Genomic DNA, 17,122 nt, shown 5'->3' with positions numbered 1-17,122 from the left:
AATGAAAAAGCGTTATGACTCTGAGTTCAGAGACTGGGCTGTTCAGCAAATGATGCCGCCTCTGAACCGTTCTGTGGCGGAGCTTGCCGTTGCAATCGGCGTTACTCCGCAGTCCCTGCGAAACTGGAGACAAATGGCTAGAGATAAAGGGTTGATCGTCCCTGGTAACAACAAGACCAGCGATCAATGGTCCAGCGCCGACAAATTCAATGCTGTCATGGAGACAGCTCCCTTGAGTGAGATCGAAATCTCTCAGTATTGCCGCATGAAAGGGATATTCCCTGAGCAGATCCAACAATGGCGTTTGGCTTGCCAAAACGCCAACGAGGTAGCAGAGCCCCAACCTTGTACCAAGAAAACTGCAGAACATAGGCGCATCAAAGAACTAGAACGTCAGTTATCGAAGTCTGATGCTGGTCGCAAAGAGGCGGAGGCTTTACTGGAATTGCGAAAAAAAGCCAATGCGATCTGGGGCAAGGACAAGGAAGACTGATCAGTTCCTCAGATCGCATGCAGGCACTAGGTTTGATAGCCGAAGCTGTCGAAGCGGGGGCAAGAAAATCCCATGCGTGCCGCGAGCTAGGGCTGTGCCTTCGAACGATCCAGCGCTGGCGCCATAGCAACGGTGATAGGCGTCAGACAGTCCAACGCAAGGCACCACCGAACAAGCTAAGTGTGGCGGAGCGACAGGCAGTATTAGCTGCAGCAAATCAGCCAGGCTATGCCAGTCTGACGCCACATCAAATCGTGCCCAAGTTAGCGGATGAAGGCATTTACCTGGCATCGGAATCGACTTTCTATCGAGTGCTTAAAGAGGCGAATCAAAATGTGCGCCGAGGCCGGGCTAAAGCCCCGAAGCGCCGAATCTTGACTACGCATCGAGCGGATGGCCCGAACCAGGTGTGGTGCTGGGACATCACATGGTTGCCAACCACGATCAAGGGGCGTTTCTACTACTGGTACATGGTCAAAGACATCTACAGCCGCAAGCTTGTAGTTAACGAAGTCCATGAATCCGAATGTGCTGAGAACGCCTGTGTGCTGCTTGAGAAAGGGTGTTTGCGTGAGCGAACAGCGGGTCGCCCTTTGGTACTGCACTCTGACAACGGCCTTGTGATGAGGGGCTCACTGTTACGCGAACAAATGGTTTCGCTGGGTGTTAAGCCTTCGTTCAGTCGTCCGCGGGTGAGCAATGATAATGCTTATGCGGAAACACTCTTCCGCACTGCGAAGTACTGCCCACTGTGGCCAGATCGTCCGTTCGACAGCCTTACGGAAGCGAGACTCTGGGTACAGAAATTTGTCGAGTGGTACAACGAGGAGCACCGGCACAGTGCCCTGCGATACGTCACGCCCAACGAGCGTCACGAAGGCAGAGCGACTGCGTTGCTACAGGCGCGAGCGGCATTGTATTTGTCTGCCAAAGCAGCTAATCCGACACGCTGGAGCGGTCAGACGCGAAATTGGCGACTTGCAGATGCTGTTTACTTGAATCCGGAGCGCCCGGAAGCTGGCGTTGCCATAGCTGGCTGAAGTTAAGGCGACAGGTACATTGACACGCACCGAACGCGACAAAAAGTAACCAAAAAACGCTGGCTCCCACATACGGCCCCTGCGCTGCGCTCCGGGGTCCCCTCACTCCGGCCTTGCTCCCGGGAGGACCGCGCTGCAGGCCCCATCCTGGGGCCCAGCGCTTGACGGGCATCCATGCCCGTCACCTCCCTCCGCAAGACCTCCGTTCGGCCTCCTGAGGTCGCAATCTGCGTCTGCTGAACTACCGTGCGCTTAGAAGCAAAAGCAAAAGCAAAAGCAAAAGCAAAAGCAAAAGCAAATTTAATCCTGTAAGAGCGGGCTTGACCCGCGAAGCAAGCACCGCGGTGGATGGCACCGGCTTTGCCGGTGTTCGCGAGCTGCGCTCGCTCCTACCGGGCTGGCGCAAACCCTTAGGTCCGGGCCATTCTTCGCCCGTGTTCACGGGTGCTGCCAGCGGCGCTCGGTGCGGAGGTTTCGCTGAGCAGCTTGCCTTTGGTTTCCGGGGCCAGGAAGTAGGTGACGATCACCCCGAATAGGCTGATGCCCCCTGCAATCAGCACCGTCGTGGTGACGCCATAGGCCTCCAGGCACAGCGGCAGAAGGAAGGTACCTGCCGCCGCCCCGACACGCGATGCCGCAGTGGCAAAACCCACGCCCACGCCGCGGATTTCGGTTGGGAACACCTCGCCCGGGTAAACCCCGGTCAGCGTCGTGGACACCGCGTTGGCCAGGGAGAAGACCAGGAAGCAGCCCACCGTCACCAGCGGCGATACATTCCAGAAAAACGCGACGATGAACAACGCCAATGTGGCAAGGGCAAACGGCGGTATCGCCAGCTTGCGCCGCCCGACTTTTTCGATCAGGGCCACCGCAATCAGAGTGCCGCCCACGGCGATTGCGTTGATCGCAAGCCCGCCGGTCAGGCCGTCTTCCAGGCCCAGTTGTTCGAGCACGGTGGGCACGAAGGTGCCAATGGCGAAGTACGGCGTCACCAGGCAAATCCAGAACACCGAGACGAAGACCGTGGCCTTGGCGTACGCCGGGGAGAACAGGCTGGCAAACCCAAGCGTGCGGCCTACCTGTGTCGAGCCCAGGTCCGCGCGTTCTTCAGGTGACATGTACTGCTCGGCAAGGGCCAGCGCCTCCTCGGTTCGCCCTTTGCTCATCAGCCAGCGCGGCGATTCTGGCGTGCCCAGCCGGGCAAGCAGCACGATCACGGTCGGAAGGGTGCTCAGCCCCAGAATCACGTTCCAGTTCGCGCTGTTCGATACCGTCAACGCCCAGCCAATGGCATAGGACGCCAGGTAGCCCACATACCAGCCAACCTCCTGCACGCACAGCAGCTTGCCGCGCAGGCGGGCCGGCGCGAACTCGGCGAGCAAGGGCCAGCCAATGGCGTAGTCGGCGCCGATGGCAATGCCCATCACCAGGCGCACGGCGAACAGCTGCCAGGCTTCCGTGACGAAGAACTGCAGCACCGAACCCAGCAGAAAGATCGCCAGGTCCACCGTGAACATCGGCTTGCGGCCGATCTTGTCCGCCAGGTACCCCCCCAGTGGCCCACCAAGGAAAATGCCAATCAGGGCCGAGGCGCCGATCAGCCCCTGCCAGGCCAGTGAGAGTTGCAAGCTGTGGGTGATCGCCGGCATCACGATGCCGATGGCCCCGAGAATGAAACCATCGATCAACATGCCGCCTGAAATCAGCACGGTCAGCTTCAGGATGAATTTACGTTGTTTGTCGGACATGGCCTTTACAGGCGGCGACGCTGGGTTGGACACAAGTACATCTCCACATTGTTTTTATCATTGGATGCTGCTGGACGTGAGCCTGTCGGGCCCCTGCCATGGCTCAGAGTTCATGGCGAATTTCTTGGGAAGGCGGGTGCCCGAAAAAGGCCCGGTAAGACCGGCTGAAATGCGTGCAGGAAACGAAACCGCAAGCAATGGACACATCGAAGATCGAGGCGCTGGAGTTCTGTATCAGGCGCCTGGCCTCGGTGATTCTCAGCTGGAAGTAGTATTTTTGCGGGGTGGTGTTCAGTTGGTCCTTGAACAAGCGCTGGACTTGGCGAATCGACAGCCCCACGGCCTGGGCCAGCTGCACCGGGTTCAAGGGCTCCTCCAGATTCGCCTCCATCAGCCCAATGACTTCGCGCAGCGGCTTGCTGACCTTGGGTTGCTGCGGCTTGTGTACGCTGCGGTGCTTGTTCTGGTCGCCGTCGAGGGTGTCGAGCACCGCCCCTGCAAGCTGTGCGCCCAGGCCATGGCCCAGCCAGCGAATCATCATGTCGAAGGCGCCGCTGGGGCTGGCCGAGGTGACCCGGTCGCGGTCGAAGGCCAGTGCGTCGTGGCAGACGTTGGCGTGGGGCACGCGCTCGGCCAGTGCCGTGCGTTGCTCGGCATGGATGGCGCAGCGGTAGCCGTCCAGCAGGCCCGCCGCGCCCAGGTACCAGGCGCCGTTCCACAGGCCACCGAGGGTGATCGGCAGCCTGGCGATTTTCCTCAGCAGCGCCGCCAACCAGCCCGGCACCGTTCTGGCCGCCCGCAATCCACCGCAGAGCACCAGGAAGTCGAGGTCGGCCAAGCGGATGTCGGTCAACGGCGTATCGGGCCTGATGGGAATACCCAGGTCGCTCATCACCTCGGCATGGTTATGGCTGAAGGTATGCACCCGAACACTGCCCGGCGCGATCAGGTTGGCGGTAACCAGTACATCCAGTGCCTGGGTGAAACTGGGCAACGAGAAATGCTCCAGCAGCAGGAAGCCTACCCGCGAGGCCGGTTGTTCGGTTTGCGCCTGGCGAATGAACCCCAGGTTACGGTCGGCGAACGTGCGGTTGAATGTTCTTGTACTTGTTTTCATTGGGGGCACCCGGCAGTTCAAACGCAAGGCTTGAGCCACTCACTGAAGTAAGGCGGTGCAGGATGAGCACGGCGTAATCATCCAGTTGAAAGTAAGAATACGGCGTTGAAATGAGAAGGGGCCAACGACATTTTCAGCCGTTTTTGCATAACCTCGTGTTATCGGAAGTTACTGATCAGGCTACGGAAAGCGTGGGGCGAAAGTCCAAATTTTTCGCATAACTTTAAGTTATACGGCATTGAATTTTTGTGCCGATGACAATAATTTTTCCCTGCCTAGTATGGGGGTAACACAGCGCCTTGGATGGCATTACAGAACGGTAGGCAGTATGTCGCACAGGCACGTTGACCCAGACACCTTGTTGCTCAAGATGCCTTCCTTAAGAGCAGTGAAGGCCTTTGTCGCTGCAGCCAAGTACGCCAGTTTCACCCGCGCCGCCGAGGCGCTGTGCGTGTCCCAGGCTGCGATCAGCCGCCAGGTGCGCGAGCTGGAAATCTACCTGGATGCGCCGTTGTTCGTGCGGGCGGGGCGTGCCGTGGAGCTGACGGCCGAGGGCGCGGTTTTCTTCGATGCCTCGCAAATATCGTTCGTGAATATCGCCCAGGCGGCCGAGCGGATTCGCAACGCGCCCACGGACACGCAAGTGCTGACGGTGTGCTGCTCGCCGGCGTTCTCGGCCTTGTGGTTGAGCAGGCATATACAGGCGTTTCTTGCCGATCACCCGGATATCAGGTTGAACGTGATCACCACGCAGAACTTCCAGACGAAAGAGCCGGGGGTCGAACCCGATATCGTCATCTCGAAGTTTGCCAACGTGGGGGCAGGGTACAAGGCCTTCCCACTTTGCCACGATGTCATCTACCCGGTGTGCTCGGCGGATTATGTAAAGCGCCACCCTGGCGTTGCCACATTGGAAGGCTTGCCGGATGCCGCGCTGCTTGATTTGAGCCCCTATGGCCGCGCAGGGGTAGCGGAGCATGTTGACTGGCGGGTTTGGCTGGCGTTTCAGAATATCGACATCGATGAACGACTGCCCGGCAGCCCGCCCGTGTTTCAGGCCAACGACTACACCCTGATCATCAACATGGCACTGGCCGGGCAAGGTATTGCCTTGGGCTGGGACCAGTTGGTGGCGGACAAGGTGGCATCGGGGCAGTTGGTCAAGCCTGTGCCAGAGCATGTAACGCTACGCAACAGCCTTCATTACCTGGCGTGCAAGGAAGACGCGGCGAACCAACAGGCCTGCGCGCGGGTGAAGGAGTGGGTGATGTCCAAGTTTACCCGGCGCCAGCCACCGCATTAATCGGCTTGAGCCGCTACCAACAAGAACAATATTTCAGTCAAGTGCACCAGGCGATGAGGCTAGCGGTGCGTGGAGGATAATAATGAACAGTAATGAATCCGTTATCAGCCTGATCAAGCAGCGCAAGCCGCGTCATGTATTGCCGCGTGAACTTTATCTCGACCCTGAGGTATATCGCCAGGACCTGGAACATATCTGGCACAAGGATTGGGTATTTGCCGGGCATACCTTTGAAATTCCCAAGGCCGGCCAGTATTTCACCCTGCAGATCGGGGATTACCCGGTAGCCGTGGTGCGTGGCAAAGAGGGCGAGGTACGGGCCTTCCACAACGCTTGCCGGCACCGCGGTGCCAAGGTGTGCGAGCATGCCAGCGGCAAGGTGGCCAAGCTGGTGTGCCCCTACCACAAGTGGACGTTCGAGCTCGACGGCAACCTGATCTATGCCGGCAACATGGGGGCTGACTTCGACCGCTCGAACTATGGCCTGAAAACGGTGCATGTGGAGGTGGTGCACACGTACATCTATGTGTGCGTGGCGGAAAAGGCACCTGATTTCTCAAGCTTCCGCGCGGCGGTGAGCCCGTTCATTGCGCCGCATTTCCTGGAAAACGCGAAGGTGGCTTTCGAGTCGAACCTGATCGAGAAGGGTAACTGGAAGCTGGTCTTCGAAAACAACCGTGAGTGCTACCACTGCGACGGCACCCACCCTGAACTGCTCAATTCCTTCGTCGAGAACTTGTCGGTGGCTGGGGTGGGCGGAGATGACGACCCGGAACTGGTGGCGCACTGGGACCGCTGCGAGGCCGCCGGGATGCCCAGCCGGCTGAACATGGACCCCTTGGGGCGTTTTCGCATGACGCGCATTCCGCTTTCTGCCGGTGCGGTGAGCTACACCATGGATGGCAAGCCTGCGGTAGCGGGGCGGTTGGACAAGAGCGGTGAGGCGGATATCGGTGCGTTGCTGTATTTCAATTATCCGTCTACCTGGAACCACTTTCTCGGTGACCATGCACTGAGTTTCCGTGTGTTGCCGATCGGGCCTGGGGAAACGTTGGTGACCACCAAGTGGCTGGTGCCGGAGTCTGCGGTTGAGGGTGTGGATTATGACCTTGATCGCCTGACCAAGGTTTGGTTGGCCACCAACGATCAGGATCGGCGCTTGGTGGAGGGCACCCATGCCGGGGTTTCGTCGCCCAGCTACGAGCCGGGGCCGTTTTCGGAGAATGCCGAGAATGGGGTATGCCAGTTCGATGACTGGTATTGCGCGACCATGCTTGAGCGCATCGAGGGGCGCCCGCTGTTGAAATCGGTTGGTTGATTTTCCCGTCACGGCGCCTTCGGGCGCCGTTTCATTTGCATGGCACAAATCCTGTAGGAGCGGGCTTGCCCCGCGAAGCAGACAACGCGGTGCATGGCACCGGCTACGCCGGTGTTCGCGGGGCAAGCCCGCTCCTACAAGGGGCCGCGGCGCGGCTGCTGGCAAAATTGTCATGTCGTGCAGGCAAGATGTTGGCTTTGGACGCCGGCTGATGACCCACGTTATTCGTACTGCACGCCTGCTGCTGTGCCCTTTGCGTGCTGAGCAGGCACCGCGCTTGGCGGAATTGGGAAACGACCCTTTGATCGCTGCGCACACGGCTAATTTTCCTTCGCCCTACACGCTGGCGTGTGCTCAGGCCTATATCGCCTTGGCCACCGAGAGCGGCGCAACCAATCCGGTTTTTGCTATTGAGCTGCGCGATGGGGGCTTGATCGGTGTGATCAATCTCAAACTGTCTCTGCGTCACCGCAGTGGGCACCTTGGTTACTGGATGGGGGCTGGCTACCGGGGGGCTGGGTACATGAGCGAGGCGGCGAGGGCGGTAGTCGATCATGGTTTTCGGGTGTTGCAGTTGCATCGGGTGGAAAGTGCCTGTTTCGGCTTCAACGAGGCGTCGGCGCGTGTGTTGGAGAATGCAGGGCTGGTTGCCGAGGGCTGCAAGCGGCAAGCCTTCTTGAAGGATGGCCAGTACCAGGATCTGTTGCTGTTTGGTGCTGTTAGCAAAGCCCCGTACTGACGGCGCCCTGGCCTGGGGTTTTCATCAGGCAAGCGGCCTGCTATATCTTGAACAGGCTGCAAACCGCGACAGGCTTCTTTCCAACCCCTTTCATGGAACGCTGCGATGGTTCGGGACGACTCCCTGAACACGTTGACCCGTGACGAGCTCATCGCCGAAGTGATGCGCTTGCGGGCACTTGCTCCACCCCCATCGGTTGAACAAGCACCGGCCAGCCTGGGCTATTTCGACTTCATCGCGCCGGGCGCCGCCGATTCCCGCTTGCAGGAGCGCCTTGAGCTATTTCGCACCATCCTCAATACCATCGAGGCGGCCTTTGCCATCGTCGAGGTGAAGTTCGATGAGGAGGATCGCCCCGTGGACTACCGCTTCCTGGACGCCAACCCGGCCTTCGCCAGGGAATCCGGCATCGACCTGAAAGGCAAGTGGGTCACCGAGTACGCCCCCGACCTTGAGCCGTTCTGGTTCGAAATTTATGGGCACGTGGCCAAGTCCGGGGAACCTGCCAACTTCGAGAGTTACGCCACCACCTTCGACCGCTGGTTCGATGTGCGCGCCGTGAAGGTCGGGCGGCAGGATGAGCGCCAGATCGCCATTTTCTTCAACGATGTGACTGAGCGGCGCACCGTCGCGCAGGAGCGTGACCGGGCGACCGCCGCCTTGCAGGTACTCAACGATACCCTGGAAAAGCGCGTTGACGAGCGAACCCAGGCGTTGATGCAAGCCGAGGAGAAACTGCGCCAGGCGCACAAGATGGAAGCCGTTGGCCAGCTGACCGGAGGCTTGGCCCACGACTTCAACAACCTGCTCACCGGTATCTCCGGTTCGCTGGAAATGATCCAGGCGCGGCTGGCCCAGGGGCGCTTGGCCGAGGTCGAGCGCTACATGGACGCCGCCCAAGGCGCCGCCCGCCGCGCCGCCAGCCTTACGCACCGACTGCTGGCGTTTTCCCGCAGGCAGACGCTGGACCCGCGCCCAACCGATGTCAACGTGCTGATGGACGGCATGACTGAGTTGATCGGGCGTACCGTGGGCCCTGAAATCAAGCTTCAGACCCTGTGCGGGCAGGGCCTGTGGCCGGCCCTGGTCGATGCCGGCCAGTTGGAGAATGCCCTGTTGAACCTGTGCATCAACGCCAGGGACGCCATGCCCGAGGGGGGCCGTATCACCCTTGAAACCAGCAACCGCGGGATGGACCAGGACGCCGCTGCAGCCTTGGAGATGCCCCCGGGCGAGTACCTGTGCCTGAGCGTCAGCGATACCGGCACCGGCATGTCCGCCGAGGTGATGGCCAAGGCCTTCGACCCGTTCTTCACCACCAAGCCACTGGGCCAGGGCACCGGGCTCGGCCTGTCGATGATCTATGGCTTTGCCAAGCAGTCAGGCGGGCAGGTGCGCATGCAGTCCGAGCTTGGCCTGGGCACCACCATCAGCCTGTACCTGCCGCGCTACCACGGCGACCTGTTGCAGGGCGAGGAGCGCAACGCGGCCGAGGCGGTGACCGGCAGCCCCGGCAGCGAAGCAATTCTGATCGTCGATGACGAACCGTCCGTGCGCATGCTGCTCAACGACGCACTGGCCGGGCTGGGGTATGGATTGATGGAGGCGGCTGACAGCCTGGCGGCCATGCAGATCCTGCGCTCGGGGGTGAAGATCGACCTGCTGATTACCGATGTCGGCCTGCCAGGCGGGATGAACGGGCGTCAGCTGGCCGACGCCGGGCGCGAGCTCAGGCCGGGGCTGCGCACGCTGTTCATCACCGGCTATGCGGTGAATGCCGCCATCGGCCATGGGCACCTGCCCGCCGGCATGCGGGTGTTGACCAAGCCGTTCGCGCTGGAGGCGTTGGTGGGGCAGGTGCGGGAGATGCTGGCTGGCTGAGGGTGCAATCAGGCGGTTGATGGCACGGGCTGCGCCCGTGTTCGCGGCGGCTCGACGCCTTGTTGCAAGCGCTGGAAGCTGGCGGCAATGGCGTCGATCAATGGCTTGTCTGCAATCGGGTCGAGCCCTGGGTAGGGTTTGCCATTGTAATCGCCGCTGTAGGTCAGCACCGCTTCGACGCGCTCGCCACTGGCCTGGTACAGCTGCTTGATCCGCTGCGCCTCGCGGTCCTTGCCGGCAGGGCAGCGCAAGGCATGGTGAATCGCCAAGGCCGCGCCGAAGGCCAGTGCCGGTGCCTGGATGGCGTGCTTGCGGGCAAGGTCGATGCTGCTGAGGATGCGCTCGTGGCGCTGCAACTTGCGCAGCGGGTCACGCCCGACCCGGGCGCAGGGGTCTTTGAACGAGGTTTTGCAGCGCTCCAGGAACGTGCTGGCGAAACTGCGCACCACCTCGGCCATGTGCGGGTACTCGGCCACCAGCGCGGGCGCGACTTCCTGGTGGATCAGGCGCTCGGCCAGCGCGCTCACGCGGGCGTCGCCCATGCCCTGGCCAACCCAGGCATGCCCCAGCACGCTGGCGTACCAGGCAATGATCGCATGGGGGCCATTCCACAAGCGGTTCTTGATCACCTGGATCTGGGTGATGTCGGCCACCGTCCTGACCTGGCGCAGCCGTTCCAGCAAGGGGCTGCCGCGTTCCACGTACAGGGGCATGTCCGGTTCGCTGTTGAACAGAACCAGGTGCAACTGGCTCAGGGCACTGCTGGACTGGGCGAACGGCCTGAAATGGCCGATCAGGCGTTCATACTCGGGCACGGGCGTGGTGGTTTTACCCGGGGCCGCCGGTTCGTCTTCCAGGCTGTTGCGAAAGATCTGCGACTTGATGCGCAACTGGCGCACCAGCGCCTCGTTACTGATCTTGCAAACGATGCGGCTGACCACTGTTTCGGCAAAGTGGGTTTTTTTCAGCACTTGCTGGCAGATGCCGGGCGGGCACAACAGCGCCAATTGCGCTTGTACCTGCCGGCGCACGAACGCCGCACCACCGATTTTGTTCAGCACGATCAGCAGGGTCAGCTCGCGGCCGCGCCGCTCGAAGCGTTGCAGCAGCCCTTGGGCAATGACCTTGGCCTGGTGGGCGATGGCCTGCTCGGGCAGGCTCATGCCGATTACCTCGGCGGCGGTGTACATGTCGATCACGGCCTGGTCGTCGTCCATGTCGATCATGCGCACGTTGTCGACGGTTTGGTCGAAGGCGGTGGCGCCGTAGCGCACGCTGTAGCGGCCGAAGGCGGTGACCGACTCCCTGAGCAGGCGCGAGCGGGTGGCGGCGATGATTTCGCACGGCCGGGTGTAGCCGTCCCAATGGGAGAGCACTTGGGTCAGGTAACCGCCGCCGATGGCGCCGAAGCCATGGATGCCGACGCGAAACTGGTTCAACGACGAGGGGAAGGGCTCTGCCAGTTCCGGCATGCCCAGGTCGGGCACGCATTCGCTGAGGTCGGCGAGAAAGGCGTGCATGCTGCGGTAGGCCTTGAGTGCGCCGGCCTTGACCTCGGTGGCCGGTGGCTTGATGTCCTCGATCAGGATGGCCTGGCCTTCGGCGCGGATCGCCGAGAGCAGGCCATTCTCCGAGTCCTCGACCATGAAACACTGGGCGGGCGGGCAATTGAGGGCGCGGGCGGCGCGCTGGAAGATTTCCGGGTGGGGTTTGCCCTGGCCGACTTCATCGCCGCACACGGTGATGTCGAAATACTTGAGCACGTTGGCGTTGATCAGGTATTCCTCGGCGATGGCGCGGCGGCTGGAGGTGGCCACGGCCAGGGTCAGGCCGGACTTGCGCAGGCGTTCGAGCACTTCCAGCAGGCCAGCCTTGATCGGCACGCCGTGGCTGCGCACGTATTCAAGTTCCAGCTCATCGGCGCGCTGGCGAATGTCCGCGTAGGGGAAGTGTTCGCCGTGGTGGGCTTTGGCCAGGGCTTCGGCCTTCTTTGCGCTCAGGCCCAGGGAGCCGATCAGCGTCTGCTCGCTCAAGGCCTGGCCGAATATTTCCAGCGAGGCCTGTTTCAGTGTCTTGAAGCGCAGGCGCTCGGTGTCGAACATCGTGCCATCCATGTCGAAGATGGCGCTGTGAATGGTCTTGCCGTGAAAAAAGATCATGCGGTGTTGCCCCTTGTGTTGCATGTAACGTGCTGCCCTGAGCCCTTTAACGGCCAGGCAGATGGGATGGCTGCGGTGTGCGCAGTCAGGTCGGGGGCATGCGGTCGGCAGGGGGGCGCTTGGGGGTGACCCAGAGGTAGGGCGGGACGGCGCGGGGGGTGCAGAGGAGGGTGGCAAGGGTGGCTTTGATGCGGGTGCATCGTTTGACGTTGACGTCACGCCCACTGGCTGCAGCTTGGTGTGCAGACAATGGGCGCACGTAGCGATGGATACGTGTGATTCCAAGCATAAGGTGCTTATCTTCCTTTTCCGGTGACTGACGTTCCTTTTTTACCCTTGCACGTATGGGCAGGCAGATGCAAGGCGCAGCCGGGCAGCGCGCCACCGCCCGTAGGAGCGAGCAAAGCTCGCGATGCGATCTGACAAGCGCAATCTGCCTCAAGGCATGAGCCCGCCTGTGGGGGCGCATCGCGAGCTTTGCTCGCTCCTACCAACGCCAAACAACCCGCGCACCACCTCGCGCAACCAGCGGTTGCCGCTGTCCTGGTGATAGCGGGCATGCCAGTGCTGCTTGACGGTAAAACCTTCCACCTCGAACGGGCAGTCATGCACCCTGAGCCCATGCATGTCGGCCAACGTCTGGCCGATGTGCCGGGGCAGCGTGGCGAGCAGGTCGGTGGTGCCGATGATCATGCCCAACCCCAGAAAACCCGGCAGCTCCAGCATGATCCGGCGCTCGACCGCGGCCCGCGCCAGCCCCGCCTCCAGCAGCTTCTGCCCGGTGCCGGCACTGACCTGCACATGCCCCTCGGCGCGGTAGCGCGCCAGGTTCAAGCCCTTGCCCAGGCGCGGGTGCTGCGGGTTGCTCAGGCACACCCAGTCTTGCTCGAACAACACTTGCTGGTACATGCCGCCGCCCAGCCAGGGCACGAAGCCGATGGCAAGGTCCGCCTCGCCCGATTCCAGCGCGCGCTCGGTGTTGCCATCGATGCGCAGGGCCTCCAGGCGAATACCCGGCGCATGGCTGCGCAAGTGGTTGAGCAGGCTGGGCAGCAAGGTGATATGGCTGGCATCGCTTACGCACAGGCGCAAGCGCCGTTGGGCGGTCGCGGCAATGAACTGCGGCTCCCAGGCGGCCAGCCGGCGCAGTGATTCCAGCACCTCGCGGCACGGGCCAATCAGCTGCTCGGCCCGAGGCGTGGGGGCCATGCCGCCTGGGGTGCGCACGAACAGCGGGTCATTGAGCTGCTCGCGCAGGCGCCCCAGCCAGATGCTGATGGTCGGTTGGCTCTGCCCCAGTTGCTCGGCGGCGCGGGTCACGCTGCGGCAGTGGTAGAGCACGTCGAACAGCTGCAGCAGCTTCGGTTCGGGCAGTGCTTCGCGTGCATCCATTATTGCGAATCTCAATAGTTGTATTGAGGCCATTGTATAGCGCAAATAAGACCTCCTGCATAAGGTGGCTGCACACCACAGGAGGTTTGCGACGTGAAGATCTGCATTCTGGGCGCCGGCGCCCTGGGTTGCGCCATTGGCGCGGCCTTGAGCGAGGCGGGGCATGAAACCTGGCTGTTGAACCGAGGCCGCGCCCATGTCGAGGCGATGAACCAGCATGGCCTGCACGTGCAGGACGAGCGCGGCGAGCGCAGGGTGGCGGTAAAGGCGGCGACCTGCGCCGAAACGGTTGGCGTAGCCGACCTGGTGGTGGTGCTGGTGAAGTCGTTCCACACCGCTGAAGCCATCGCCGGAGCAGCATCGCTGATTGGGCCGCGCACCTCTGTGCTGTCACTGCAAAATGGCCTGGGCCACGAAGATATCCTGGCCGAGGCGGTGGGCCGCGAGCGGGTGCTGGCCGGCAAGACCTACGTCGGCGGCGTGCTGCTCGGGCCAGGTTCGATCCGCGCTGGCGTGGCGGGCAAGCAGACCTTTATCGGCGAACTCGACGGGCAACTGACGCCACGGTTGCAGGCCATTGCCGACGCCTTCAACGGTGCCGGGCTGGCCACCACGGCCAGTGACAACATCCTCGGCACCCTGTGGGACAAGCTGCTGGTCAACGTTGCCACTGGCGCTTTGAGCGGCATCACCATGCTCAGCTATGGCCAGCTGTACAGCGAGCCGCTGCTTGAAAGCACGGCCAAGGCCGCCGTGGCCGAGGCCATCAGCGTTGCCCGGCAGGCTGGCATTCGCCTGAGCCTGAACAGCCCCGAAGCGGCCTGGACACTGGCCGCCGAAGGCCTGCCGGCAAGCTTTCGCACCTCGATGCTGCAGAGCCTGGAAAAGGGCTCGATCACTGAAATCGACTTCATCAACGGCTCTGTCGTGCGCTGGGGCCAGCGCCACGGCGTGGCCACGCCGGTCAACGCAACCCTGGTGGCCTGTATCAAGGGCATCGAGCGCGCCATGGCCGACCACCAGAAAAGGGAGCACCCATGAACCCGCCAAAAGCGTACCTGGAACACGTCGCGTTCTGGGTCAAGGACATCCAGTGGCATATCCGTTTCTTCAGCGAAGTGTGCGGCATGGCCATGCGTGAAGTGCAAGGCGACGTCGAGCAGCCGGCGCAATATTGGACGCTCGGCGGCCTGCAGTTCATCCACCAGCCGGACTTCGCCGGGCCCGAAGGGCGCATGGCGCACCTGGGCATCATGTGCGAAGACCTGGAAGCGGCGTTGGCCGCCGCGCAGCGCTTCGGTGTCAGTGAAATGCCCCAGGGCCGCAACTGGCTGCGCCTGCCCGATGGCCTGGCAGTCGAATTCATCCAGGCGCTGCCGGCTGCCAGCGTGCACCAGGCGCTGGCCATCGACCCACGCCAGGAGGTGCAGGCATGAGCGTGGTGGAAAAATACTGGGACGATGCCCACGAGGGCGATGAGTGCATCAGCCCGAGCTACACCGTGACCCGCGAGCGCATCCTGGCCTACGCCGAACTCACCGGCGACCACACCCCGGTGCACGTCGACGAGGCCTATGCCAAGGCCAGCCACTTCGGTTGCCTGGTGGCCCACGGCCTGTTCGGGCTGTCGATCGCCGATGGCCTGAAAACCCAGTGCGACTACCGTTTCCTGCCGGGCATGTCGCTGGGCTGGACCTGGGACTTCGTGCTGCCGATCAAGGTCGACGACGTGCTGCATGTACGCATGCGGGTGGGGGCGATGCGCCCGAGCAACAGCCGCCCGGGCTGGGGCATCGTGGTGCTGCCGTCGGAGCTTATCAACCAGCACGGCGAAGTCGTGCAACGTGGCGAGCACCGGCTGATGGTGCCGCGCAGGGGGCAGGCATGAAGCAGGCATTGCCATTGGCAGGCATCCGCGTCATCGACTACAGCCATTTCCTTGCCGGGCCTTACGTGGGGCGTTGCCTGGCTGCGCTGGGCGCGGAGGTGATCAAGGTGGAGCGGCCGGGCAGCGGCGATGCCGGCCGCCAGCATGCCTACACCCTGGACGACCAGCAGAGCGGTTACTTCCTGCAGTTGAACATGGGCAAGCAGGGCGTCAGCGTGAACATGAAAGACCCACGCGGCAAGGCCTTCATGCAGCGCCTGGCCGACTCGGCCGATGTGTTCATCGAGAACTACCGCCCCGGCGCACTGGACAAGCTGGGCCTGGGCTACGCCGAGCTTGCGGCGCGCAACCCGCGCCTGGTGTACTGCTCGATCTCCGCCTACGGCCATACCGGGCCGGACGCCCACCGTGCAGGTTTCGGGCTGATCGCCGAGGCCAAGAGCGGGATCATGCAGATGGTCGGCGTGCCCGGAGAAGCGCCGCCGTTGCTGCGCATTTCCCTGGGCGACATGTACACCGGCATTCATGCGGTGGCGGCAGTCAATGCGGCGCTGCTGGGCCGGGTGAGCAGTGGCCGTGGCCAGCATATCGACATGGCCCTGTACGACACCCTGGTGTCGATGCACGAGTACGCGGTGCAGTGCTACACGCTGTCCGGCGGCACCGTGCTGCCGCAGCAAACCGGCCACGACATGCCCACCTCGACCCTGTACGGCGTGTTTCGCGCCGCCGACGGCGACCTGGTGATCGCCGCCCAGGTGGATGATGCCTGGCAACGCTTTGCCAGCATGCTCGAAGCCAACGGTGGCCCGCCTGGGTTCGGCAGCGACCACCGCTACCACAGCCTCAATGGCCGCAACGCCCACCGCGAGGCGATTCTGGCGGTGGTACGCGACTGGGTTGGCGTGCGCCCGGTGGCCGAGATTCTGGCGTTGCTCGATGGCATCGACATTCCCAGCGCCAAGGTGCAGCGCATCGACGAGGTGCTGGCCGACCCGCAGGTCCAGGCGCGCAACATGGTGATCGAACAGCAGCACCCGCGCTATGGCAGCGTGCGCCTGGCCAACCTGCCGTTTCGATTTTCCGGCTGCGACACCACGATTCACCAAGTGGCCCCCGACCTTGGCCAGCACAATGCCGAAGTCGCCGCCAGCCTGGGCCTGAGCCCTGAAGAAATCACGGCCCTGCAGGCAGACGGTGTGCTGTTTACCCACGGAGATGCACGATGAGCGACCGCTATGCAGTGATCGGCCGGCCGATCAACCACACCAAGTCACCGCTGATTCATGGCCTGTTCGCCCAGGCCAGCCACCAGCAGCTGGCGTACGGCGCCATCGAAGGGACGCTGGACGGTTTCGAGGCCCAGGTGCTGCAGTTTCGCGAGGGCGGCGGGCTGGGCATGAACATCACCGCACCGTTCAAGCTGCGCGCCTTCGAACTGGCCGACCGGCGCAGCGAGCGGGCGCAACTGGCACGGGCGGCCAACGCGCTGAAATTCGAGGACGGCCGCATCGTGGCCGAGAACTTCGATGGCATCGGCTTGCTGCGCGACATCGAAGAGAACCTTGGCGAGCCGCTGCGCAACCGCCGGGTGCTGATGCTGGGCGCTGGCGGTGCGGTGCGCGGGGCGTTGTTGCCGTTCCTGCAGGCAGGCCCACGCGAGCTGGTGATCGCCAACCGCGACATGGCCAAGGCGCTGGCCCTGCGCAACGAACTCGATCACCCACGGCTGCGCATCAGCCGTTATGAGGAACTGCAAGGGCAGGCGTTCGACATCGTGGTCAACGCCACCTCCGCGAGCTTGACCGGCGAGCTGCCGCCGCTGCCGGGCGCGGTGCTGGGCGAGGCACGCCTGGCCTACGAGTTGGCCTATGGCAAAGGCCTCACCCCGTTCCTGGCCTTGGCCCGGGAGCAGGGCGTGGTGCGCTTGGCCGACGGTGTCGGCATGCTGGTGGAGCAGGCGGCAGAAGCCTTTGCCTGGTGGCGCGGGGTGCGGCCAGGCACGCGCGCCGTGATCGATCAACTGACGATTCCCTTGGAGTAA

General features: G+C 62.7%; 14 protein-coding genes. 10 read left to right on the top strand and 4 right to left on the bottom strand.

Annotation, left to right across the window (positions count from 1 at the left end):
• Position 1 precedes the first annotated feature (1 nt).
• A protein-coding gene (locus tag F3J44_RS22005) for an IS3 family transposase (RefSeq protein ID WP_167276044.1) occupies positions 2-1,533 on the top strand; the annotation gives its coding sequence in 2 pieces (ribosomal slippage) (positions 2-461 and positions 461-1,533; 1,533 coding nt in all).
• Positions 1,534-1,943: 410 nt separating this feature from the next.
• Here the strand turns inward: F3J44_RS22005 and F3J44_RS22000 are convergent.
• Together F3J44_RS22000 and F3J44_RS21995 are read right to left on the bottom strand one after the other, a co-directional pair.
• A complete protein-coding gene (locus F3J44_RS22000; protein ID WP_167276042.1) occupies positions 1,944-3,281 on the bottom strand; it encodes an MFS transporter in 1,338 nt (445 codons plus the stop codon).
• Positions 3,282-3,384: 103 nt separating this feature from the next.
• The gene (locus tag F3J44_RS21995) at positions 3,385-4,398 is read right to left on the bottom strand and encodes a GlxA family transcriptional regulator (RefSeq protein WP_167276040.1); all 1,014 of its coding nucleotides are present in this window, start codon (positions 4,396-4,398) and stop codon (positions 3,385-3,387) included.
• A 328-nt stretch (positions 4,399-4,726) separates the two neighbouring features.
• On the opposite strand from F3J44_RS21995, the gene F3J44_RS21990 reads away from it, so the two are divergent.
• From F3J44_RS21990 to F3J44_RS21975, 4 genes are all read left to right on the top strand, one after another.
• Entirely contained in the window at positions 4,727-5,701 is a 975-nt protein-coding gene (locus F3J44_RS21990; RefSeq protein WP_167276038.1) for a LysR substrate-binding domain-containing protein, read from the top strand.
• 82 nt (positions 5,702-5,783) lie between these two features.
• Positions 5,784-7,019, top strand: coding sequence for an SRPBCC family protein (locus F3J44_RS21985; protein WP_167070643.1), 1,236 nt, complete (start codon positions 5,784-5,786; stop codon positions 7,017-7,019).
• A 211-nt stretch (positions 7,020-7,230) separates the two neighbouring features.
• Complete coding sequence (locus F3J44_RS21980) at positions 7,231-7,758, top strand: GNAT family N-acetyltransferase (RefSeq protein ID WP_167276035.1); 528 nt, start codon at positions 7,231-7,233, stop codon at positions 7,756-7,758.
• Between the two features lie 105 nt (positions 7,759-7,863).
• Positions 7,864-9,639, top strand: a complete 1,776-nt coding sequence (locus F3J44_RS21975) for an ATP-binding protein (RefSeq protein WP_167276032.1) — start codon at positions 7,864-7,866, stop codon at positions 9,637-9,639.
• A gap of 8 nt (positions 9,640-9,647) precedes the next feature.
• Here F3J44_RS21975 and mtlD read toward each other — a convergent pair whose 3' ends face one another.
• Together mtlD and F3J44_RS21965 are read right to left on the bottom strand one after the other, a co-directional pair.
• Positions 9,648-11,798 carry a bifunctional mannitol-1-phosphate dehydrogenase/phosphatase gene (gene mtlD, locus F3J44_RS21970; RefSeq protein WP_167276030.1) on the bottom strand — a complete coding sequence of 717 codons (2,151 nt, stop codon included), beginning with the start codon at positions 11,796-11,798 and terminating at the stop codon, positions 9,648-9,650.
• 438 nt (positions 11,799-12,236) lie between these two features.
• Entirely contained in the window at positions 12,237-13,190 is a 954-nt protein-coding gene (locus F3J44_RS21965; RefSeq protein WP_167070647.1) for a LysR family transcriptional regulator, read from the bottom strand.
• 93 nt (positions 13,191-13,283) lie between these two features.
• Here F3J44_RS21965 and F3J44_RS21960 point away from each other — a divergent pair, with 93 nt between their 5' ends.
• Genes F3J44_RS21960 through aroE form a run of 5 tightly spaced genes read left to right on the top strand, consistent with a single transcriptional unit; the run spans position 13,284 to position 17,122 of the window.
• Complete coding sequence (locus F3J44_RS21960; protein WP_167276027.1) at positions 13,284-14,231, top strand: ketopantoate reductase family protein; 948 nt, start codon at positions 13,284-13,286, stop codon at positions 14,229-14,231.
• Complete coding sequence (locus tag F3J44_RS21955; RefSeq protein WP_167276024.1) at positions 14,228-14,626, top strand: VOC family protein; 399 nt, start codon at positions 14,228-14,230, stop codon at positions 14,624-14,626. The genes F3J44_RS21960 and F3J44_RS21955 overlap by 4 nt, the downstream gene beginning before the upstream one ends.
• Positions 14,623-15,078: a MaoC family dehydratase gene (locus tag F3J44_RS21950; protein ID WP_167070650.1), complete on the top strand. Its 456-nt coding sequence runs from the start codon at positions 14,623-14,625 to the stop codon at positions 15,076-15,078. Before F3J44_RS21955 ends, F3J44_RS21950 begins: the two co-directional genes overlap by 4 nt.
• Positions 15,075-16,307: a CaiB/BaiF CoA-transferase family protein gene (locus F3J44_RS21945; protein WP_167276021.1), complete on the top strand. Its 1,233-nt coding sequence runs from the start codon at positions 15,075-15,077 to the stop codon at positions 16,305-16,307. The genes F3J44_RS21950 and F3J44_RS21945 overlap by 4 nt, the downstream gene beginning before the upstream one ends.
• Positions 16,304-17,122: a shikimate dehydrogenase gene (gene aroE, locus F3J44_RS21940; RefSeq protein WP_167276019.1), complete on the top strand. Its 819-nt coding sequence runs from the start codon at positions 16,304-16,306 to the stop codon at positions 17,120-17,122. Before F3J44_RS21945 ends, aroE begins: the two co-directional genes overlap by 4 nt.

The organism is Pantoea sp. Tr-811 (genome assembly GCF_011752535.1).
In the GTDB taxonomy this organism is placed as follows: Bacteria; Pseudomonadota; Gammaproteobacteria; order Pseudomonadales; family Pseudomonadaceae; genus Aquipseudomonas.
This window is presented reverse-complemented; position numbering and strand designations above follow the sequence as displayed.